Source organism: Virgibacillus necropolis (assembly GCF_044793635.1).
Taxonomy (GTDB): domain Bacteria; phylum Bacillota; class Bacilli; order Bacillales; family Amphibacillaceae; genus Virgibacillus_F; species Virgibacillus_F necropolis_A.
In genome coordinates this window covers 233,105-254,860 of sequence record NZ_CP084992.1, presented here as the reverse complement: position 1 = coordinate 254,860, position 21,756 = coordinate 233,105, and the positions used below count along the sequence as shown (strand labels likewise).

General features: G+C 35.6%; 22 protein-coding genes. 3 read left to right on the top strand and 19 right to left on the bottom strand.

Going from position 1 to position 21,756, the window contains the following annotated elements; translation table 11 throughout:
* Window positions 1-7: 7 nt before the first annotated feature.
* Complete coding sequence (mutM, locus tag LG329_RS01250) at window positions 8-817, bottom strand: DNA-formamidopyrimidine glycosylase (protein ID WP_404452767.1); 810 nt, start codon at window positions 815-817, stop codon at window positions 8-10.
* Between the two features lie 161 nt (window positions 818-978).
* Here mutM and LG329_RS01245 point away from each other — a divergent pair, with 161 nt between their 5' ends.
* Window positions 979-1,140 carry a hypothetical protein gene (locus tag LG329_RS01245; RefSeq protein WP_404452765.1) on the top strand — a complete coding sequence of 54 codons (162 nt, stop codon included), beginning with the start codon at window positions 979-981 and terminating at the stop codon, window positions 1,138-1,140.
* An 18-nt stretch (window positions 1,141-1,158) separates the two neighbouring features.
* Here the strand turns inward: LG329_RS01245 and LG329_RS01240 are convergent, their stop codons facing one another.
* From LG329_RS01240 to LG329_RS01220, 5 genes are all read right to left on the bottom strand, one after another.
* Window positions 1,159-1,848 carry a DUF421 domain-containing protein gene (locus tag LG329_RS01240; RefSeq protein ID WP_404452764.1) on the bottom strand — a complete coding sequence of 230 codons (690 nt, stop codon included), beginning with the start codon at window positions 1,846-1,848 and terminating at the stop codon, window positions 1,159-1,161.
* Between the two features lie 265 nt (window positions 1,849-2,113).
* Window positions 2,114-2,794 carry a DNA alkylation repair protein gene (locus LG329_RS01235; protein WP_404452762.1) on the bottom strand — a complete coding sequence of 227 codons (681 nt, stop codon included), beginning with the start codon at window positions 2,792-2,794 and terminating at the stop codon, window positions 2,114-2,116.
* A gap of 26 nt (window positions 2,795-2,820) precedes the next feature.
* On the bottom strand, window positions 2,821-3,477 hold the full coding sequence (locus LG329_RS01230) for a CPBP family intramembrane glutamic endopeptidase (RefSeq protein ID WP_404452760.1): 657 nt from the start codon (window positions 3,475-3,477) through the stop codon (window positions 2,821-2,823).
* Window positions 3,478-3,590: 113 nt separating this feature from the next.
* Complete coding sequence (locus tag LG329_RS01225) at window positions 3,591-4,922, bottom strand: D-serine ammonia-lyase (protein ID WP_404452759.1); 1,332 nt, start codon at window positions 4,920-4,922, stop codon at window positions 3,591-3,593.
* 110 nt (window positions 4,923-5,032) lie between these two features.
* Window positions 5,033-5,209, bottom strand: coding sequence for a hypothetical protein (locus tag LG329_RS01220; protein ID WP_404452757.1), 177 nt, complete (start codon window positions 5,207-5,209; stop codon window positions 5,033-5,035).
* A gap of 172 nt (window positions 5,210-5,381) precedes the next feature.
* On the opposite strand from LG329_RS01220, the gene LG329_RS01215 reads away from it, so the two are divergent.
* Both LG329_RS01215 and LG329_RS01210 read left to right on the top strand, forming a co-directional pair.
* Complete coding sequence (locus LG329_RS01215) at window positions 5,382-5,540, top strand: hypothetical protein (protein ID WP_404452756.1); 159 nt, start codon at window positions 5,382-5,384, stop codon at window positions 5,538-5,540.
* Between the two features lie 47 nt (window positions 5,541-5,587).
* Window positions 5,588-6,142 (top strand): spore coat protein, encoded by a 555-nt coding sequence (locus LG329_RS01210; RefSeq protein ID WP_404452755.1) that lies wholly within the window; start codon window positions 5,588-5,590, stop codon window positions 6,140-6,142.
* 46 nt (window positions 6,143-6,188) lie between these two features.
* Here the strand turns inward: LG329_RS01210 and LG329_RS01205 are convergent, their stop codons facing one another.
* The 13 genes from LG329_RS01205 to LG329_RS01145 all read right to left on the bottom strand — a co-directional run bounded on the left by LG329_RS01205 (window position 6,189) and on the right by LG329_RS01145 (window position 21,670).
* Entirely contained in the window at window positions 6,189-6,842 is a 654-nt protein-coding gene (locus LG329_RS01205) for a gamma-glutamylcyclotransferase (protein ID WP_404452754.1), read from the bottom strand.
* 632 nt (window positions 6,843-7,474) lie between these two features.
* On the bottom strand, window positions 7,475-8,338 hold the full coding sequence (locus LG329_RS01200; RefSeq protein ID WP_404452753.1) for a 5'-3' exonuclease H3TH domain-containing protein: 864 nt from the start codon (window positions 8,336-8,338) through the stop codon (window positions 7,475-7,477).
* Window positions 8,339-8,355: 17 nt separating this feature from the next.
* On the bottom strand, window positions 8,356-11,973 hold the full coding sequence (locus LG329_RS01195; protein WP_404452752.1) for a dynamin family protein: 3,618 nt from the start codon (window positions 11,971-11,973) through the stop codon (window positions 8,356-8,358).
* 123 nt (window positions 11,974-12,096) lie between these two features.
* Window positions 12,097-12,570, bottom strand: coding sequence for a CBS domain-containing protein (locus LG329_RS01190; RefSeq protein ID WP_404452751.1), 474 nt, complete (start codon window positions 12,568-12,570; stop codon window positions 12,097-12,099).
* A 70-nt stretch (window positions 12,571-12,640) separates the two neighbouring features.
* Window positions 12,641-13,105 (bottom strand): flavin reductase family protein, encoded by a 465-nt coding sequence (locus LG329_RS01185; protein WP_404452750.1) that lies wholly within the window; start codon window positions 13,103-13,105, stop codon window positions 12,641-12,643.
* Between the two features lie 175 nt (window positions 13,106-13,280).
* Entirely contained in the window at window positions 13,281-14,810 is a 1,530-nt protein-coding gene (locus LG329_RS01180) for an acyl-CoA carboxylase subunit beta (RefSeq protein WP_404452749.1), read from the bottom strand.
* Window positions 14,811-14,826: 16 nt separating this feature from the next.
* Window positions 14,827-15,609 carry an enoyl-CoA hydratase gene (locus LG329_RS01175; RefSeq protein ID WP_404452748.1) on the bottom strand — a complete coding sequence of 261 codons (783 nt, stop codon included), beginning with the start codon at window positions 15,607-15,609 and terminating at the stop codon, window positions 14,827-14,829.
* Window positions 15,610-15,624: 15 nt separating this feature from the next.
* The gene (locus LG329_RS01170) at window positions 15,625-16,524 is read right to left on the bottom strand and encodes a hydroxymethylglutaryl-CoA lyase (protein WP_404452747.1); all 900 of its coding nucleotides are present in this window, start codon (window positions 16,522-16,524) and stop codon (window positions 15,625-15,627) included.
* A gap of 48 nt (window positions 16,525-16,572) precedes the next feature.
* The gene (locus LG329_RS01165) at window positions 16,573-16,785 is read right to left on the bottom strand and encodes an acetyl-CoA carboxylase biotin carboxyl carrier protein subunit (protein WP_404452746.1); all 213 of its coding nucleotides are present in this window, start codon (window positions 16,783-16,785) and stop codon (window positions 16,573-16,575) included.
* Window positions 16,786-16,797: 12 nt separating this feature from the next.
* Window positions 16,798-18,159, bottom strand: coding sequence for an acetyl-CoA carboxylase biotin carboxylase subunit (gene accC / locus LG329_RS01160; protein WP_404452745.1), 1,362 nt, complete (start codon window positions 18,157-18,159; stop codon window positions 16,798-16,800).
* A 42-nt stretch (window positions 18,160-18,201) separates the two neighbouring features.
* A complete protein-coding gene (locus LG329_RS01155) occupies window positions 18,202-19,833 on the bottom strand; it encodes an AMP-binding protein (RefSeq protein ID WP_404452744.1) in 1,632 nt (543 codons plus the stop codon).
* A 24-nt stretch (window positions 19,834-19,857) separates the two neighbouring features.
* Window positions 19,858-21,000, bottom strand: coding sequence for an acyl-CoA dehydrogenase family protein (locus LG329_RS01150; protein WP_404452743.1), 1,143 nt, complete (start codon window positions 20,998-21,000; stop codon window positions 19,858-19,860).
* Between the two features lie 79 nt (window positions 21,001-21,079).
* A complete protein-coding gene (locus LG329_RS01145; protein ID WP_404452742.1) occupies window positions 21,080-21,670 on the bottom strand; it encodes a TetR/AcrR family transcriptional regulator in 591 nt (196 codons plus the stop codon).
* Between the last annotated feature and the right edge of the window lie 86 nt (window positions 21,671-21,756).

Below are 21,756 nucleotides of genomic sequence, written 5' to 3'. Positions count from 1 at the left end.
TCAAAAGTTAAGTCTGGCATTGCTTGCAGTAAAACGTTTTTCGTGATGAGATTTTTTCTTTAATAATCGATCCACCACAACTCTTACACGCTTCGTCTTCACGTCCATACACATATGTCCTGTTATCATAGCCACCAGTTTTGGTATCTCCTTTGAATAAGGGTTGATCCATGTAACCACCATATTTGATTGCTTCTTGAAGCACGATCCGTATGGAATTGTAAAATTGAACTTTCTCGTTTCCCTTAAGTTCATTCATCTTACGTTCCGGCAATAGTTGTGCATGCCAAGCGATTTCATCAGAATAACGATTTCCGATCCCTGATAAGAATTTTTGATTCACCAGGGTTGTTTTAATTCTACCCCTTCTACTGTTGATAAGGTCTAGAAAAGAATCGAGTGAAAAATTTACATCAAGTGGCTCTGGGCCTAATTCGGTTAACTTTTGCTCCACCTTATCACGCGAATAAAGATGAAGATATCCTAACCTTAGGCCAATAAAATAGAGGTGTAGTTTACCAAATGATAACTGTATCTGGATGGTACGATCTGGCTTTTCTTCCTCTTTTCCATAATACATCCAGCTACCTAACATAAGATGCAGTACTAAAATATAGCCATTTTTAAGATGAAAGAGTAAATACTTTGCCCTTCTTTCGATAGTTTCGATTTTTTGATTTTTAACTATCCTAATAAAATCTTCTGGCTCTACATTAATTGATTTTGTTCGATTTATGAATACGTCTGTTATTGTATTCCCGCCGATCTTTTGATTAAGTAGTGTTTTGTAGGTTTCCATTTCTGGTAGTTCTGGCATTTTCTGTCCTCCCTGGAAAAGCAATTATCTTAATCTTATTGTTTCCCAGTAACCATAAACCATTACCCATTTGATCTGAACTTTTCCATACAAAAAAAGATATTTAGTTCTTAGACAAGTCTTCTAGTCAATATAACTAGTAACGACTGGAGGTTTTTGTTATGAGGCATTTAGATTGGCAAATGATTTTGTTTGTGGGAGCTTCTTTAGCACATGATTATTGGATTTATTGGGGATTTCCTCGAGTTTATTACTGGGACGTTAAACATAAAAATTTAAAGGAAATGAACGAAGGAAATGGTGATGATAAAAAAGCAGCATAAACACTTGCGCCCTGCTTATCACCGAGATACTTGTTCAAAAGTCTGAAGAAACAGCCCGTCACCTTCCAACCATTCCGCGAGAAAGACATTTCGATAGTCATCAACACCTTGCATTTGTAGCTGATTCACTAACCATTCTTCATTCTGATCGATATCAACTAATTCATCGCGCAATAATTCTCCGTCTCTTATGAGTGTAACTGGAACGTACACAGATTGTGCCGGTAGATTTATGTCCTCTTGTTGCAACTTTTGTTTAGAGGATTTTTTCAGTAAACTAATAGAACCATTTGCTTCTAAATAACAATACGCTACATCGCGTATCGAAAAAGTTTCAGATTGTCGCAGAAGGCTTTGCAGTTGGTTAATGTTCATTCGATTTTTCTTTAACTGATCTCTATTCACTATACCGTTTCGTATTAATACGGATGGCTTCCCTTCAAAAGCTTTACGTAACTTTAAAAACTTTTGCCCTAAGACCTCTACAGCAAACAGCAACAGTGCCCATAGAGTCATCGAAAAAATGATATACCTTACACCTATTTTTTCATCATATAAAGCATTTCCTAACAATTCACCTAATACAATTGCTGCGATAAATGTGAAAGGTGTAATTTGGTTTATCAGTTTCTTTCCAAGCAACTTTACAAGCACAAATAGTAGAATAAAACCTGCAATTAATTCCCAAGCCAAATACATAATATTCATTATTATTCCTAGCCCCAATCATTCAAAGTCTACTATTATCTATCATAGCCACTTGTTATAAAAATACCCGCTCTCTTTTTTAAAAGAAAAACGGGTATTTTTCACAAGGAAAGAAAGTATAAAGCTTTGGCGTTAATCTGTCTAGCGCAAGCTCCCTAGCCCGCCTGAGGTTTTAAGTCAAATCTCTTTGTGATAAAAATCATCACTAAGAGATTCGTCTTAAACTTGTCGGGGCTGACCAAGGCGCTTGCGCTTTTCTTATCTATTATTTTGATGCAATCTTATTCAAATATTTGCTGCCTTCCCGAACGCTTAATTTCGCAAGCTTGCTTTTCTCAATAAACTGTTTAACTGACTCTGGATTTGTTTTAGAGTATTCCCTTAAAGCCCAGCCGATTGCTTTTTGTATAAAGAATTCTTTACTGTCTGCATTTTGACTTATGTACGTATATAGTAATTTTTCATCAGTTTGATCTTTATATTTTAATTGGAAAAGGATTGCAGATCTTTGTAGCCACATTTCATCTCCAAATGCCCAGCCGTCTATTGTTTCAGGGATTACTTCTGGAAATTCTGCTGCTATATTTCCTACTGGTTTTTGCGCAAGCATATCGATTGTATCCCACCATGATTTGGATGTTATCAACTTTTCCATCAGGACAAGATCGTCTTTCTCAAACTTTTTCAACGATCTCCCTATGTAGTCAAGAGCGGCATATTGGTACTCACGTTCTTCTTTTTCCCATAGAGATACTATAAATTCTTGTTGCAAGGGCTCTTTTAAAATACCAGTTTCTTTATTAAACCGCTTCATTAACTGACTTCTTGCAGGTGTTTTTATGCCCAAAAAAGGAAACTGGCCCTTCATATATTTTTTCATTGGAATTGCTTGTTCTTCATTTCGTTCAGCTTCGAATAAATGAATTAATTTTTTTACAAGATTCAAATTCCTTTGCCTCCTTTTGATTTAATTTAGTAAAATAACGTGCAGCCAATTAAAATGATCATAATGTCAGCACATATATGTATAATCCAAGATGCCCAGATTGTTTTATTTTTTTCATTTACCTTGTGAAATACTAGACCAATAACCCATAAACCTATAAAGCACACAAAAATTAATATAGGACTAAACCATAACATGATCATTGGAATATGATATGCAGAAAATATAAGTGGGCTGTACATGTACCCCCATTTTCTTGGCAAATTGAAAAAGATATAGCCTCTAAAAAAATATTCTTCTAGAAATGAATTACCGAAAGATACATAGAGTCCTACAAATATGAATCCTACTGGTGTAATCCCCAATCTATCTACCAAGTCCGCTTTAATTTTATTCATGTCCAGGAACGGCTGTAAAAATATATAGGCAATCAAAACAATACTTGCTGATACGATCCCTAGCACAAGTAATCGCATCCATTCTTTTTTTGCCATTTTATGTATGTTTATTGGGTCTTTGAAATGAAAGCTTTTAAATAACATAATGAAAACCCAAATATTAAGTAGAAAAAAGCCCATTTTAAAGCCGGTTTTAATAACGTAATTTACTTCAAAGTTATGTCCGATAAAAGCTAATAGAGCACAAGTAAGTAATGTGCTTACTATAATGTATATTGTTTTCATATCTTCACCCATTAATTTATTTAGTACTTTATTACTTTTAATACTATCATTTTACAAAATATTGGTAAATTGAAAAAAGCTAAATGATCCTTGAAATCATTTAGCTCTGTATATTATCTGGTTAATTTCTTTCCTTTTTCATAAAATTGCTTCATGTCCTCTTCTGGTACAAGCGCTCCGCCAGTTGCCCAAGCGATATGTGTTGCGTTTTCAGCTTTTAAATTCTTTTGTATTGTATAATCGGAATGTAACACCCTATTTGGACCCCACAGACCAGCTGTTGCTGAAGGTTCTAGATAAATATTCTCACTATCCGCAAGCGTAGCAAGTAATTTATATAATAAATCGTCTTCTATTGTATAAATCCCACTTATTAAATGATTGCTAATTGAAGTGGCGAACTTCGATGGTCGTCCAACCGCTAAACCATCAGCTTCTGTTCGATTATCCAAACCAAAATCCTGAACACTTACTTTTTCCATCTTGCCAGTCAATAGTCCAATTAATACAGATGGCGAATGGGTTGGTTCTACGAAAAAACAATGTACATGATCGCCAAATACTTGTTTCAAACCAAATGTAACCCCTCCTGGTGATCCACCTACTCCACATGGTAAATAGACAAACAAAGGGTGCTCAGAATCTACGCGGATTTTCTGATCATCCAACTGTTTTTGCAGACGGAGCGCTGCGACACTATATCCTAAAAACAAGTGTTTAGAATCCTCATCATCAACAAAATATCCTTTAGGATCTGCAATGGTTTTTTCTCGTCCAGCTTTTATCGCCTCGCTGAAATCACCTGCGAACTCAAGTACATTTGCACCTTTTGTTTGAAGTAAGTCTTTTTTCCATTGTTTTGCATCAGCCGACATATAAACATAGACATCAAAACCAAGATTTGCACTTACAATACCGATACTTAATCCCAAATTCCCGGTAGAACCAACGCCAATTGAAAATTGGTTAAAAAATTGTTTAAATTTTTCACTTGAAAATACCTCATAATTGTCATTTATGGTTACTAATCCTGCTTCAATTGCAAGATTTTCAGCATAATGCAGAACCTCATATATACCACCTCGTGATTTTATCGATCCAGCAATCGGCAGCTCATTATCGCATTTCAAGTATAAATCACCACCTGAAAATGAAAAATGATCCTTTTCTAATTCTTTTTTCATTTTATCTATCTTTCTTAGCGGTGATTCGATGATACCATTCGTTTCTTTTGTTTCAGGAAATTCCTTTGCTAAAAATGGAGCAAATCGCTGCCATAACTGTTCAGCACCTTCTATATCATTTTTATCAATAGGGATTCCAGGTAAATCCTTCATAAGTTTCATACTTGGATTTAGCCATAAAACGGCGTCTAAATTCATAATTTTATTTAATAAAGGATAGGTTTGTTGCCATTTATCTAGATCATCTTGTGAAAATACCAAGCTGTTCACTACCTTTCATTATACATAACGTTAGTATTCCTTATTTGCTATTATTAACCACGAATAAACCATAACATATTCACACCATGTTATGGTTTACGTGTTGTTTACTATGAATTGCCACCGTCAAAATGGTTTAGGTTTGATAAGCTTCTTGCATGTTCTTCTGCTCGGAGTTGTGTTTCACTCTTTTCATCTGGTCGTTTTACCCCAAAACGACGTAGAACCACTGCCAGCAATATGAGAAATAAGATAACACCCCAAAAAATCCATCCTAGAATGGTCATTTAAGCTCTCCTCCACTATATAAAGTCCGATCTACTATGTAATACGCTTAAAGTATCAAAAAGTTTCAATTTTCTTTCACTTTTCGAGGGAAATTTTTATGGATATTTTTATTAAAAAGGACAAAATAGCTATATAGATGAAAAAAATAAAACAAAAAAGAGGTGTTTTTATATGGGAAAGCAAAGAATGGAGCGAAAAAAGCGAAAGCAAAACAATCAAAATGAAAAGCTGGATAATGTGGAATTTGCAAGCGAACGAAAAGATTTTATTAGTGAGATAGATCTAGTTGACAAAAATGAGCAACGACAACTCTTTGATAAAAGAATGTAACGAAAAGAACGTTCGTATGTTTTCAAAACAGAGGAGGATTAATATCTATGCAATTAGCAGCACATGAATTAAATGAATTGAGTGAACTAATAGCTGGTTGTTATAACACCGTTACTTGCATGACAGATTCCATTAGTAAAGCCCGAGATCCCGAACTTAAGGAGTTACTTCAAAAACATTTCCCTTTACATGTTCAAGACTATAATTTAAAGGTTGAATTTGTACAAAGCCAAACCACTCCCGATATCTCTAAGTTTCAACCTGCTGAACTAAAACCTGGATTAAATTCCTATACACAGGCACCTGTTAGTGAATTTTCATCCGTAACACCAAGAACCAATACAGGTCAACAAAGTGATCGTGAAATCGCAACAGCTTATTTGCTGAATCAAAAAGGATCAGCAAAAAATTATGCAGCAGCAGTTACCGAGTGTGCCAATCCGGATTTACGAACATTCTTAGAGAACGCTTTCCTGAACAGCAGTCGCCATGCATATGAAATGTGGCAATACATGACTAAAAAAGGGTATTATCCACTAATGGCTGCACCGCAAAATGCAACTCAAACAATAGCTTCAATTTACCAGCCAGTAAACCAGTAATGCAAAACGCTCAGGGACCCTGAGCGTTATTTTATGATGTTATATCCTATTGTTTAAGTAGCAAGTTTATTTTTTTCCGAAGTTTATCTACATATGAATCACTTAAAAATTCTTTACTACCACGAATAATTTCTGTTGCATAGTTAACAGTTGGTGCAGTTTCTGTTTCTTTTTGGGTTCCAATAAATGTTATTGCACGCATGTTCTCACCATTTATGAAAACATTAATGATAGTAGGACGATAAGCATTAACGAAAACCCCTTCACGTTTATATAAGTAAGAAATAGCTTCTAGTGGTACTTGATAAACCTTTCCTTCGACTTTTTCATGACCGTTTTCTACTATATCCGCTTTTCCGCCATCATTAGAACTTCTGGAGAATTGTAACTCATATTCATCTAGTAAGCCACAGCCTACAGCATTATTAAAATGGTGGTCTACACCTCGTAGTATGAATCGTTCATTATCCATACAGGATCCATAAGCAAAATAAAGAATGATTTTTTGTTTTAGGTAGGTATGGACATTCCAATCACCGGTTTCAATCCAATCATCTGAAGCTAATAAACTTTCCCCACCAAAATAAGCTAAGGCTTCAAGTTCCAGCCCTTTATCATTGAAAACACTGACATATTCACGATCGTATAAATTTTCTGGGTCACTTTCAACATATCCCTCTAATTGATCAATATTTTCCAATTGTTCTTGTGTAACTTCATAAAGCTCACCATAAACATAACTAGCATCGTCGGTCTGTTGTAGTTAAATAGAAATGATTTCGATCCCCGTTGCATAACGTTCCATATACAAATAACTTCGGCATTATTCCACCCCGCGTTTATTACTATCACTACCCTTATTATAGTGAAAAATCGCAGGAAACAAAGGGTTTTTTATCCAAATAATTTAAATTTAAATATACCCCCATACTCATGAAATGATTTTAGAGGGGGTATGCATTATACCCCCTCTAGGTACCCAAAATATACATACCCCCTATATGTATAAAACGCTTATTTCATCAAAACCTAGCAGCCAATGATAAGAATCCAGAACAAAAGCGCAAGCGCCTGTTTAGCGACGTATGGATTGTGCCCACGCAACGTGGGTAGTTCGATGTTGCCACGCAAAGTGGCGGTTTTAATCGAACCTCCTTCCTTCTAACAACCGATGTTGACTTATCGTAAGGAGGTAAAGGAAATCCAATAGTCGCTGGGCGCTGGAGCTGGACGTGGCCCTACATAGTGACCAAAATATTCAATGTCACATTTTATACTTTCCTTACACATAAGAAAAAGATGAGGTTAATTCCCCATCTTTTAACTTCCTAACTATACTAATTTAGCTAAATTTGTAAAGTTTAATTCTTTAAGTCTATCTCCTATTAAAACTTTATCACAATCCCAAAGCGCTTCATCTAATGCGCAGCTGACTGGTACATCACACTTTATCTCCGCTAATTCCCTTGATAGATGTAACATGTCCATATTTGCTTTTATTTTGGCTTGTACACCTTTTGGTAATTGATCTATATTTTCAAGCATATTATCAATGGTTTCATATTCCTGGACAAGCTTAAGTGCTGTTTTTTCACCAATTCCCTTTACTCCAGGATAATTATCCGCAGAATCTCCCATTAATGCTTTCATGTCAATTACTTGTTTGGGCACAATGCCTTTTTTCTCTAAGAAATTCTCATGTGTAAATACGTCGTAATTACCTTGTCCCTTTTTCATGATTGCAACCTGAATTCCTGGATCTACAAGTTGTAACATATCGTGATCCCCGGTTAAAATCATGACCTCATTTGCTTCGGAATATTCTCTTGCTAGCGTACCGATGCAATCATCTGCCTCATAATTAACGAGTCCTACATTTGGAATAGTAAAGATGTCCATGATTTCTTTGATACGGTCAAATTGTGGAATTAATTCCTCTGGCGGTTCTGACCGATTTGCTTTGTAAGCAGGCAGCATTTCAGTACGGAACGTTTTACTGCCCATATCCCAACAGCATACTACATGTGTTGGATTAAACGTTTCAATTGCATTCAGCATATACTTTAAATATTGATACATGCCATTTGTAGGAATACCTTCACTGTTACGCATAAAATTGCCACGAAATGAGGTCGCAAAAAAACCTCTGAATAATAAAGCCATGCCGTCTACAAGTAAAATTGTTGGTTTACCCATCGTAATCCTCCCTTTTGTTACCTATTATCATAATTTTTCATAATGGATGCAAGCTTATTTTCTTTATTAGCTAGTTCTTCTTGATTGTCCGTATCTGATAATATACGAAGTAATCCATCGATATACGATTCAATACTTTGCATATACACTTTTTTTGTTTGCCTCATTATCTGATTCCATTGTTCGACATATCCATCATCCATTATTATTTTGTTGGACTCAATATATTCTCCCGCATATGGGTGAAGAATTGCATAAATTGCTTCTTTCATTTGTTCCTTTTCATTTTTTTCAAAAAAGGATTTAGTGCCTTTGTAAGCAGATAATGCTTTGGAAAATATCGAAATATTCAGCTCTACAAATGCTTGATTAAAATCTGGCGAGGGCAGGTCAAATTCAATGTCATTAGGTAAGGCAAAATTGTTATCGATTGTATTTACATTATCCCCTAGTATTTTTCCGATTTCATTAACTTGATCACGTATTTGAGCCTCAATTCGTAATGATACAGCACGTAGTTCTTGTAATAGTTCATATCCAACATAGTCTAGCAGTTCCTGCATACTCTTTTCAATCTGGTCTCTACCTGCTTTTCCTGAGTCCTGAATTGTAGTTGGATTAAACATTTCTTTAAACATATCGTGAAAACGAATTGATAAACGTTCTAATACATAAAACAGCTGTTTATCTATTTTTTGTGAGATTGCCTTCGTGTACGAATCTTTATCTAACTCGTTAATCACCCGAAAAGCTTCCTTCTTCTTGTCATGTAAGCTATCTCTTTGTTGCATCTTTTCTTGTTCTGACATCTTAATAGATGCTACATAACCTGAAATAGCATTGTAGGCACGTTTCATATCCCATAGTGCGGACTCAACGCTAAGCTTTGTTAAATCATGATTAATAAACTGGTAAAATTGTTCCTCAAAATGATACATTTTGTCGTTTAACGTCTTTTTCGCTAGTTTATCTGCAAGTGTAGCCCGGCTTGAAATTGGAAACAATTTAGGAAACCGTATTCCTAATTGCAACAATTGTTCGTTCACATAGTTTTGCACCAATGAAAGTTCATTATCATCTTTTGCCAGGTCGGCAGCATTAATGATGAAGAACATCTTATCTAGCTCGAAGGATTCTTTTACACGGCCTAATTGCATAAGGAAATCTTTATCTGCACGGGACAGTGCGTGATTATAGTATGTTACATATAATATCGCATCCGCATGTTTGATATAGTCAAATGCTACATTTGTATGTCTAGCATTAACTGAATCAGCTCCAGGTGTGTCTACTAGTGTTATACCTTGTTTCGTTATAGAGCATTCATAATACAAATCAATCGATTCTACAAAACAAGCTTTTGTCTCATCCGTGACGTAGACGGGGAAGTCATCAACATTTGTTAGAATTTGGCCACCAATATAATCTTTCATTATTTCGAAACCATTGATAATTGCTTGTAAATAGTGTTGTTGGGTTTTGGTTAATGAGCGAATATCTGTATTTATTAGCCATTTATACAAGCTTTCCATACTATCACTGTTAGGCGAAAAGCTTTTTAATAGAGCGAGAGTATCCTGAATAATTGTTGTTTCATCTTTCATTGTAACTACTACTGTACCGTGTTTATTATCCTTTGTAACAGGTGCAATTCGGTTAATTGCTGCAGTAGTAGGATTCGGTGAAACTGGTAATACAGATTCACCAATTAATGCATTCGCAAAGGAAGATTTTCCAGCACTAAATGCCCCAAACAGGGTTATGGTAAAGGAACGCTCGGCTAATTTTTCCTGCTTATTTTTCAAATCCATTATAATTTGATCAAATCCCGGAACAGTATCTACTACATCGATTGTTTGATTAATTCCTTGTAATACGTCATCAACGGTATAAGATGTTTCTTCCTTATCCGGTTCGTTACGTTGAATATAATCTACCTGTTCATTTGTGTTTTCATTTAGCTGAGGTGCATTTTCCCTACTTATATCATTCCGTTCTATAAGACTTTGATTAATTATTTTCCAATCATCATCGGAAGGATCTGAGCTTAGCAAAGTATCGTATAACCTATTTACTTTTTGATCACGTTGGTCTACTAGGTCCATGATTTGATTAGTGGCGTTTTCCGCTTTTTCCAATTTTGTTAATTCATTCTGGTAGGAACAGATATTCTCTGAACTTTGCTTGTTTATATGGACTAAAGTTTCGTCTTTTATGTCAATCGTTTCTTTTTTAAACTTCTCCTTAATATTGCTACTTACATCTTTTGTATAATTTAAAACAGATTCTCCGTTTACTCTTGCACCAGTCTTAATCAAGGATTCCAGGTCAACACTTGTATATTCAATGGAAAGGTCTTGAACTTTTTGGATTAAACCAGGATCTGTAATGTTATAACTTTTCATTTGCTGAATAATTTTATCACGGAGCTTCCATTGAATCGATTTTTCTATATTTTCTTGTAATGGTTTTAGAAAATTGTGAAGCCGTGTTGCCTTTTCTTCTTCCGTTTTTTTCTTAGAACCGAACAATCCCACTTTGAAATCTGATTGCTGTGATTCCAAGTAAGCTAATGCTTGATCACGTAATGTAGCAGGCATTATATAAGCATTATTCAAGGTAGTATTTATATTTTGATGAAATTCCTTATCAAATTGAGTTGACCTATCCTTCAGGTGGGCAACCATACTATTTATTTCTTCTATTCGTGCTGTATTTGATTCATAATCATCAGTTTCGGCTTTTATCATCTCTATTTCTTCATTGTACTGATCTTCCACAAATCGCTTATGATCCTCACTAATTTGTGTTATAGACCGTTCAATTGAATAATAATCATCTTTTTTTGTTGTCACTAAGGTAGTGAGGAATTCTTTTAGTAGATCAAGCTGACTGTGTTTAATTGATTGATCTAATAGGGATGTATAAAAGGTTTCTTCCGGGTATATATCCCATTGATCAAACGTTTGTTTAATTTTGTCCTTGTATGTCGAAAACGCTAGTTCACTGTCGTTATGCTTATCAACTTGATTGATAATTAAAAAGAAAGGGATATTTTTTTCTTGTATGGCCTGTAAGAATTCTAGGTTCACTTCGGATTGCACATGATTATAATCCATCACGTAAAACATAGCATCTACAAGGTGTAGTGATCCCTCTGTCATAAGTCGATCAGCATCATCTGCTGCGTCTATCCCAGGTGTATCCATTAATGCCGAGTTAGGAGGTAAAATAGCTTCAGACGAGCTTATTTCAATCTTCTTTATTGTATCTTTATCCTGACAATAGGCTTTAATTAAATCGATATCGTAAGGTTCACTGTATTCAACCGCTTTTTCGTGATGGAAATAAACTCTTGCGTATCCCTCACCTGAACATATTTTCACTAAATTAGCACTTGTAGGTATCGGACTTTGTGGTAGAAGTGATTTCCCTAACAATTCGTTAATGATGGATGATTTCCCAGCAGAAAAGTGACCAGCAAAGCTGATAACTAATTCCGTTTTATTCAACTTTTCATATAGATCAAGCAAATTTTGAGCTTGTTTGCTATCACCATGTTTAACTAACAATGTATATAGGGATACAAGCTGATCCCTTGTAATAGGTTTATGTTGATCTTTTAATAATGGCAATGTCTTACAATTCCCTTCTAGACAAACAATTCTTTATACAACCATTATACGGATTATGTGCTGCTTTTTCTAGAAAAACTGACAAAAAACTATTTACCTTTAAATTGGCAAATAGTTTTTCGTTTAATCTCCGTCAGATTTTGAAATTAAGGTTGTTGAGATATAGCGAATAACATCTCCTCTACTTACAACCCCAACTACTTTATAATCATCATCTACAACAGGTATCTTTTTAAAGTGGTGTTTAGAAAATATTGCCAGTGCATTTTCAAGTTTATCGTCAGGATGAACGGTGAAAATATCTTTATTAGACATTACTTTTTCAACTTCATGATGAATAGCGTAATCCAGCTTATGCATTATATTTTCCTTTTCACTTACTAGAACCAATGCATACATGTCATAAACGGTTCTTCCTTTTGGTTGGAGATATCGGATGACATCACCATCACTAACCATTCCTTGTAAATTATTGTCTTTATCAACTACAGGTACGCCGCCGATTCTGTTCTTAACGAGTAATTCCAATAATCCCTTTATCGACATGGTTTTAGTCGCAGTAATTGCATCAGCTATCATAAAATCCTTGATATTCATAAAGTCATCACATCCTTTTTACAATAGGAACATATTTATTAATTCGATATAAAATTGCTGAATTCCTTTTTTACTCTGGTTTTATATTTCGATAGTTACCACCATAAAATAAAATGGGGTCTCCCTCATTTGAGTTTATATCTGTTACTTCTGCGATAAATATCATGTGATCCCCTGCTTTAGCTGTGTCCATAACCTGACAGGATAAAGTCGCTATTGAACCATCTATTACTGGTACACCATCCTGAATTACAAATGGAATATCGCGATCCTTTTCCATTTGTTTTGCAAAAATCATGGATAGTTCTTTTTGCTCTTCGCGTAAAATGCTTAGACCAAATTGTTTTGTTTCTTGTAATTTATTATACATTCTTGCATTTTCATCTATTGATATAGCAATAAGTTTAGGATCCAATGATACGGACATAAATGCATTAACAGTCATTCCCATCATTTCGCCTTTATAATCAGTGCTTACAATCGTGATGCCAGTAGCGAATTTGCCCATCGTATCACGAAATAAACGAGTATCCATATGTATGCCCACTTCCTTTCTATAACATTTATTCAGAATATCATTAAAGTAATAAAATATGAATTAAGTTGTTTCAAATCACTTGTTTACATAATAAAATTATAATTAACTCTATACATTAAAACATAAGAAAACCCTGATAACATATATATGCTATCAAGGTTCATTTCGTTAATTATACTGGATATACTCCATGTTTTCTTTCAGTAAAAGTAACGTTTTTTGATTCGTACATATCGAATCGTGTAACCAGCTCACCTCTCAGTTTATCTGGTTCGATTACTGCATCCACAACTAATTCAGATGCTAAACGATAAATATCAATGTTGTCTTTATACTCATCTTGTTTTTCTTTAATAAATGCTGGTCTATCTTCTTCAGGTAATTCAGCAATTTTATTTGCATAGACTGCATTTACCGCTGCTTCTGGTCCCATTACTGCAATCTGAGCAGTTGGTAATGCAAGACAGCAATCAGGTTCAAATGCTGGTCCAGCCATTGCGTATAGACCCGCCCCATATGCTTTTCTAACCACAACCGAAATTTTAGGAACAGTTGCTTCACTCATGGATGCTAGCATTTTTGCACCATGACGTATAATACCTGCCCGTTCAACCTTTGTTCCAATCATAAACCCGGGGATATCCATTAGGAACAATAATGAAATATTAAACGCGTCACAAAGCTGAATAAACTTTGCTGCTTTATCTGCAGAATCAGGGAATAATACGCCACCTTTCATTCGAGGCTGATTCGCAATTATTCCAACAGATTTACCATTAATTCGTGCAAGACCAGTGATTAGTTCTGGCGCAAATTTCTTCTTCACTTCACAAAAACTATCTTCGTCAATAATACGATTAATAAAATCATGCATATTGAATGGTGCATTTTGATTTTCTGGAATTAATTCTGTAATTGATTTCTCAAATTCTTTTACTTCTTTTTTATCCATTACTTTTGGTTTGTCTTTAAAGCTCGCCGGGAAATATCCGATATAATTACGAGCATATGTGATTGCTTCTTCTTCAGTCTTTGCTAAAACATCTCCACATCCAGAAACAGATGTGTGCATTTTAGCTCCACCCATTTCCTCTAGCGTAACCTTTTCACCAATAACTTTTTCAGCCATACGAGGTGATCCTAAGTACATCGAAGCATTTCCATCAACCATTACTACGATATCGCAAAATGCGGGTATGTATGCCCCTCCTGCGGCTGATGGACCAAATAATAGACAAACCTGTGGTACGCGACCAGAAAGTTTGATCTGATTATGAAATATTTTTCCTGCTCCTCTTCTTCCAGGGAACATCTCGATTTGATCGGTAATTCTAGCGCCAGCCGAATCCACTAAATAAAACATAGGTAATTCTAATTTCATAGCTGTTTCTTGAATACGAATAATTTTTTCTACCGTTCTTTTTCCCCAAGATCCTGCTTTAACAGTAGAATCGTTGGCCATTACACAAACTGCCTGACCATTGATACGACCAATTCCTGTTACTACCCCATCAGATGGTAAAGAATCATCCATACAATTAGCGAAAAAAGCGTCCTCTACATCCATATCTTCATCAAATAAAAGTTCTAAGCGTTTACGAACAAATAATTTGCCTTTTTCTTCATTTTTTTGATGATACTTTTCCAGACCACCTTTTTCGATTTTTTCCACTCGTTTTTGTAAATCATCTACAAATGACATGTGCAACCTCCTGCTCTTATTCACCTTTATATATAGGCTTTCTTTTTTCTTTAAACGCTTTTAACCCTTCTAATCGATCATCAGTTGGAATGGTTTCTTTATAGCATAAATGTTCAATTGATAATCCAGTCTCTATATCTGCTTGTATACCTTTATCAATTGCAGTCTTAGCCTGCTTTAGGGCGATTGGACCGTTTTTTGCTATTTGGTTAGCAACCTCAATCGCATCATTTAATAGATTTTCCTGATCAGTTAACTGTTCAACCAAGCCAATATTTATTGCCTCATCAGTAGAAACAGGTTTACCTGTAAAAATCAGACGTTTTGCCTGCCCAAGTCCGATTAAACGCGTTAGTCGTTGTGTACCACCAGCACCAGGAATAATTGCAAGTGACGTTTCTGTTAGTCCAAGTTTCGTAGTATTTACTGCAATTCGTATATCACAGGCAAGCGCCAGTTCTAGACCTCCACCAAAAGCTACACCATTAATGGCAGCAATTACCGGCATCTTCATTTTTGCTACATTCGATACTGATGCACCAATATAACGAACTGCTTGAATTACCTGATCCTCTGTCATACCTTTCCGTTCCTTAAGGTCGGCACCGGCGCAAAATGCTTTTTCGCCATCCCCTGTAATAATGGTGCAACGGATAGAAGAATCCTGTTCTATTTCTACAATATATTTATTTAACTCATCTAGTAATGCTTTTGACATCGCATTAGCGGCATCTGAACGATTAAGCGTTAGAAGGGCGATATGATCATCTAATTTATTAAAATTTATAAGTTCAGACATAAGTAAGCTCCTTCCTTAGCGCTCGCTTTTTAAAATTTTCATTTGGTGACTTGATAGATTTTTAACATACTTTTCTATATATAACGCTGCATTGATGATTTTATTTTCATCAATTCCGGTTTTTATCCCCATTCGATGAAGCATATACAGAAGATCATCTGTAGCTAGATTCCCTGAAGCACCCTTGGCATATGGACAACCACCAAGTCCTCCAACTGCACTATCAAATTTAGTAATTCCATATTCCATTGCTGCAAGGACATTTGCTAGAGCAGTTCCTCTTGTATTGTGAAAATGCATTGCCAATTTATCTTTTGGAAAATAGCGTAATAATTGTTCTAGTACTCTAGCAACCTGTGCTGGATCAGCTACACCAATTGTGTCACCTATCGATATTTCATCAACACCCATTGTGAAAAGCCTATCACAAACCGCTATAACCTTATTTGTATCAATATCGCCTTCATATGGGCAACCAAAAACCGTTGAAACATATCCTCTAATCGCTTTATTTGCTTTTTTGGATTCAGTGGAAACACTTTCTAAAATTGGATACGTTTCTTCAATCGTTTTATTTATATTCTTTTTGTTATGCGTATCACTTGCTGATAAAAATAAACAGACTTCATCGATGTTGACTTCTAATGCACGCTCTAGTCCCTTATTATTCGGGACTAATGCTGCATATGTAACACCTGGTTTACGTTTAATTTTTCTTGCTACCTCTGTTGCATCCTTCAACTGTGGTATCCAGTCTGGATGCACAAACGACGAAATCTCGATATAGGATGTTCCAGAATCTGATAGCATGTTAATCCATTCGATTTTTGCATCAGTTGGTACCATTTCCGATTCGTTTTGTAAGCCGTCTCTCGGGCCAACCTCATTTATGGATACACCTTTTGGAAAGTTCAATACAACCCTCCTAACTTTTACATTTATTTTAAAAATGCTTGCACCTTACTATTCAATTACTGCAATAGTATCTCCTTCATTGACAAAATCGCCTTCTGAAACTTTAATTTCTTTTACTGTTCCATCGCTTTCACTCGCAATTGGTATTTCCATTTTCATTGATTCCAAAATAACGACGTCTTGACCATCTGTTACCTTGTCACCCTCTGCTACCGTTATCTTCCATACGCTTCCTGCCATTGATGCTTTTACTTCTTCCATTTTAATTCCTCCTTAGTTTGTCTTTGCTTTCATCATTGGTAAATAATGATCATTAACAAAAGCTGTTGTTGTTTTTGCTTCGATAAATGCTTCCATATTCATAATTTCTTTTAGCATTGGAATGTTTGTCTTGATTCCATCAATCTGATAATCAGATAAAGCATGTTTCATTGCTGAAATCGCTAGTTCCCTTGTATCAGCCTTTACAATTAGCTTTCCAATCATTGGGTCGTAATATGGTGTAACATCGTAGTTACTTGTAACAGCTAGTTCATTACGTACACCTTCCCCAGTTGGGGCATTTAGTGTTGAAATGTGTCCTGGTGATGGGAAAAATGTTACTGGGTCTTCGGCATATATCCTAACTTCAATAGCATGACCATCGATAGATAAATCATCTTGCTTGAATGTCAACGCCTTTCCATTCGCTACATTGATTTGTTCTTTTACAATGTCTAAACCAGTAATTTCTTCTGTAACAGGATGCTCGACTTGAATACGTGTATTCATTTCAAGGAAATAAAAGTTTTCATCCATATCAACCAAAAATTCAATTGTACCTGCATTTGTATAGCCGATTGATTTTACAGCATCTGTAGCGGCTTTTCCCATCTTTTCACGTGTTTCATCTGAGATAAAAGGAGAAGGAGCTTCTTCTACAACCTTTTGGTTTCTTCTCTGAATTGAGCAATCACGTTCAAATAAATGAACCGCATTACCATGCTGATCTGCTAATAATTGAATTTCAATATGCCGGGCATTTTCAAGCTTCTTTTCCATAAACATGGAACCGTCACCGAAAAATGTTTGTGCACGCTTCGAATTACTTTCAAACGCCTTTGATAATTCCTCGTCAGATTGTACAACCTGCATGCCAATCCCGCCACCACCGGCAGAGGCCTTAAGCATAATTGGATATCCAATGTCTTTAGCTATAACTTGAGCATCGTCCGCAGATGCTACCACACCATCTGTTCCAGGAACTACAGGTACTCCTGCGGCTTTCATTGCATTTCTAGCTTCGATTTTACTTCCCATCATTTCCATTACATCACTTTTCGGTCCAATGAAAGTAATTCCTGCGTCATCACATTTCTCAACAAATTGCCCACTTTCACTAAGAAAGCCATATCCTGGATGAATAGCGTCTACTTTTGATTTCTTAGCAATACTAATAATTTTGTCCACATTTAGATAACTTTCATTCACCCGCGGTGGACCTATTAGGAAACTTTCATCGGCCATTTCAACAAATGGAGCCTTTTGATCTGCTTCTGAGTAAACTGCAACAGTTTGAATGTCCATTTTTTTGCACGTTCGGATAATACGATCAGCAATTTCTCCACGATTAGCGATTAGAATTTTTTTAATCATCGTCTCTCCCCCTATTTGTACATTTGTACACGCATTTGCATCTTATTCCAGGTGTTGTATAGCTAGTTCTTTTAATTTGAATTTCTGAATTTTACCACTAGCGGTCATTGGATACTCATCAACGAATTCGATATATTTAGGAATTTTATGATGAGATATGTTTCCGTTACAAAACGTTCGGATGTCCTCAACAGATGTCTTGCTATTATCTTTTAAAATAACCCATGCCATAATCTCTTCCCCATACTTTTTATCAGGTAGCCCAATTACTTGAACATCTAGTACATCAGGGTGTTGATAAAGGAATTCTTCAATTTCACGCGGGTAAATATTTTCACCACCACGGATTATCATATCCTTCATTCTACCGGTGATTTCAAGGTAACCATTTTCATGCATAACAGCTAAATCTCCAGTATGCAGCCAACCATCTGGATCAATCGCTGATTGGGTTGCCTCTTCGTTATTATAATAACCCTTCATTACGTGGTAACCTCTTGTACACAACTCACCTGTTAGGCCAATTTTTTGTTCCTCATCAGTACCAGGAATAATCACTTTAACTTCAACATTTGGGTGGGGTTTTCCTACTGTACTAACTTTCAGTTCAATTGGATCATCTGTTTTTGTTTGTGTTATTACTGGAGAAGATTCTGTTTGCCCATAGGCAATTGTAATTTCTTTTGCCCCCATCTTTTCCATAACATTGGTCATCACTTCCATAGGGCAAGTGGAACCAGCCATAATTCCAGTCCGCAGGTGGGTAAAGTCAAACGAATCAAACTTAGGATGATTAAGCTCTGCAATAAACATGGTAGGTACCCCATGTAATCCAGTACATTTTTCATCCGAGACAGCTTTCATGACTTTTTCAGCCTCGAATTGCTCCAAAAGAACCATCGTAGCACCCTTTGATACAGCGGCTAAAATACCTAATACACATCCGAAACAATGAAAAAATGGAACTGGGATACATAAACGATCCTCATTTGTTAACCTCATGCAATCGGCAATTTGGTTACCATTGTTTACGATATTGTGATGAGTCAGCATAACACCCTTTGGAAATCCGGTTGTTCCGGAAGTGTACTGCATGTTTATAGCATCATGATGATGTAAGGATTTATGTCTTTTTAACAATTCATCATCTGATACCTGATCACCCATTTGTATAATTTCATTCCAGTTATATCCAAAATCAAATGTATCATCACTTAGAACGATGACATTTTTTAAATTTGGAAGTACTGGTGAATTAACTTCACCTTTCCCAGAATGGTCAAGTTCAGGACAAATCTGCTTTAAAATATCCAGATAGGATGTCCCTTTGTATGATTCAGCCATTATAAGAGTAGTTGACTCAGACTGCTTCAATAAATATTCTAATTCCTTTGCTTGATAGCTTGTGTTAACAGTTACTAAAACTGCTCCCATTTTACCTGTAGCAAATTGCGATGTAATCCATTCGGGTTTGTTATCAGCCCAAATAGCTACATTTTCACCCTTTTGAATACCTAGTGACATAAAACCTTTTGCAGCTTGATTAACCATGTCATCAAATTCTTTATAGGTTTTGCGCAGATTTAACTCTGGGTATACAACAGCTTCTTGGTGTGGATACAATTTAACTTGTTTCTCTAATAATTCTCCTACGGTTAGATCTAATAAAGTCACGAATTTACCCCTTTCAACTGTTTATTAAAGACCTAATTGTCGCGCAATTACTAAACGTTGTATTTCAGAAGTACCTTCACCAATTTCCATAAGTTTCGCATCGCGCAGATAACGTTCTACTTCGTATTCACGCATGTAACCATAACCACCATGAATCTGAATTGCATGGTTAGCTGCTCTAGTTGCAGTTTCACTTGCAAAAAGTTTTGCGTATGCTGATTCTCTGGTAAAGGCTTTTCCTTGATCTTTTAACCATGCAGACTTATGAATGATATTACGTGCTAATTCTATTTCCATTGACATATCAGCAAGTTTAAACTGAATGGCTTGGAAATCTGAAATAGATTTGCCAAATTGTTTACGTTCTTTTGCATACGATAATGATTTGTCTAGCGAACCTTGTGCAATTCCTAATGATAAAGCTGCAATTGAAATACGACCACCGTCTAATGTATGCAGAAATTGCTTAAAGCCTTTATCCGGATCCCCTAGTAAGTTTTCTTTAGGTACACGTACATTGTCGAACACAATTTCAGCTGTATTTGATCCTCGCACGCCCATTTTTTCATAATTATCTGTAATGGTTACCCCATCTGAATCAGTAGGGACAATAATCGCACTAATTATGTTTTTACCGCGATCATCTTTTCCGGTAACAGCAGTTGCAATAATAGTAGCCGCATAGCTTGCATTAGTAATAAAGCACTTTTCACCATTAATTACGTATTCATCGCCATCCAATACTGCTGTTGTCTTTGTTCCGCCTGCATCAGACCCAGCGTTAGGCTCAGTCAATCCAAATGAACCTAATGATTTACCTTCCGCCAAAGGAGTCAAGTATTTTTTCTTTTGTTCTTCTGTTCCAAAGTAATAGATTGGACTTGCACCCAGGGAAACCGCTGCAGCATAACTTAAACCTGTGCTTCCGCAAACGCGGCCAATCTCTTCAACTGCTATTGCATAGGATACGGTATCTCCACCAGATCCCCCGTACTCTTCTGGAAATGGGATACCTAATAACCCTAGTTCCCCAATTTGTTTAAAAATATCCTCAGGAAATTCAGCGTTTACATCAATGTCGATAGCTCTTGGTCTTATCACATCTTCTGCAAAGTCACGAACCATTTTTTTAATCATTAGTTGTTCTTTTGTTAATTCGAAATTCATTTATTTTCCCCCTAGTAATCTATCACTGAGACCGACTGGTTGGTCTGTGTAGGTAATTAAAAAATGAAAGCGATTACTTTCATGTTGTAAAAAAAGACTTTTCTATAAGTACATCGTTATACGATGCATTATGCAAAGTTTCAACCTGTAAAACGGAATGCAGAATAAGATCTACATATATGTCACCAATCTCATCTATTGATTTGGTTCCGTCTTGTTTATACCATTTGTATGTCCAGTTTACCATACCTAATATTGCCATGGTAGTAATTTCCACTGGTAGATTACTACGAAATTCTTTTACATCTTTTCCTTCAGAAATTGCTCTTGTAATAATTTGTTTAAATTGATCACGTTTTTTCTTAATTAAAATTTCATATTGAGGTTTCAAATATATCGTTTCTTGATAAAAAACAGAAATATGTGGCTTATAAAGATCAAAAACTTTAACAAAATCTTTAATAATTGCTTGTAACTTTTTTGTTGGTGAGTCATACGTTTTGTTGGCAATTATAGCTTTTTCTAGTACATATGTAATAAATGTATCATGAATTACAAATAGCAATTCATCCTTAGATTTAAAGTGATGATAAAATCCACCTTTTGACGTTCCAACATCTTCGACAATTTGATTAACCGTTACACCATGAAAGCCTTGTTTCTCAAACAAAAGTAAGGATGCTTGAACTATCTTTTGACGTAGTTCCGTTATAAACCCTCCTTCACATAATTACCAATTTAACCTTATCATATTTT

Coding starts and splice junctions, on each gene's coding strand:
- mutM (WP_404452767.1), bottom strand. CDS start 817: ATGCCAGAACTACCAGAAATGGAAACCTACAAAACACTACTTAATCAA.
- LG329_RS01245 (WP_404452765.1), top strand. CDS start 979: ATGAGGCATTTAGATTGGCAAATGATTTTGTTTGTGGGAGCTTCTTTA.
- LG329_RS01240 (WP_404452764.1), bottom strand. CDS start 1,848: ATGAATATTATGTATTTGGCTTGGGAATTAATTGCAGGTTTTATTCTA.
- LG329_RS01230 (WP_404452760.1), bottom strand. CDS start 3,477: ATGAAAACAATATACATTATAGTAAGCACATTACTTACTTGTGCTCTA.
- LG329_RS01220 (WP_404452757.1), bottom strand. CDS start 5,209: ATGACCATTCTAGGATGGATTTTTTGGGGTGTTATCTTATTTCTCATA.
- LG329_RS01215 (WP_404452756.1), top strand. CDS start 5,382: ATGGGAAAGCAAAGAATGGAGCGAAAAAAGCGAAAGCAAAACAATCAA.
- LG329_RS01210 (WP_404452755.1), top strand. CDS start 5,588: ATGCAATTAGCAGCACATGAATTAAATGAATTGAGTGAACTAATAGCT.
- LG329_RS01200 (WP_404452753.1), bottom strand. CDS start 8,338: ATGGGTAAACCAACAATTTTACTTGTAGACGGCATGGCTTTATTATTC.
- LG329_RS01190 (WP_404452751.1), bottom strand. CDS start 12,570: ATGAATATCAAGGATTTTATGATAGCTGATGCAATTACTGCGACTAAA.
- LG329_RS01185 (WP_404452750.1), bottom strand. CDS start 13,105: ATGGATACTCGTTTATTTCGTGATACGATGGGCAAATTCGCTACTGGC.
- LG329_RS01180 (WP_404452749.1), bottom strand. CDS start 14,810: ATGTCATTTGTAGATGATTTACAAAAACGAGTGGAAAAAATCGAAAAA.
- LG329_RS01175 (WP_404452748.1), bottom strand. CDS start 15,609: ATGTCTGAACTTATAAATTTTAATAAATTAGATGATCATATCGCCCTT.
- LG329_RS01165 (WP_404452746.1), bottom strand. CDS start 16,785: ATGGAAGAAGTAAAAGCATCAATGGCAGGAAGCGTATGGAAGATAACG.
- accC (WP_404452745.1), bottom strand. CDS start 18,159: ATGATTAAAAAAATTCTAATCGCTAATCGTGGAGAAATTGCTGATCGT.
- LG329_RS01150 (WP_404452743.1), bottom strand. CDS start 21,000: ATGAATTTCGAATTAACAAAAGAACAACTAATGATTAAAAAAATGGTT.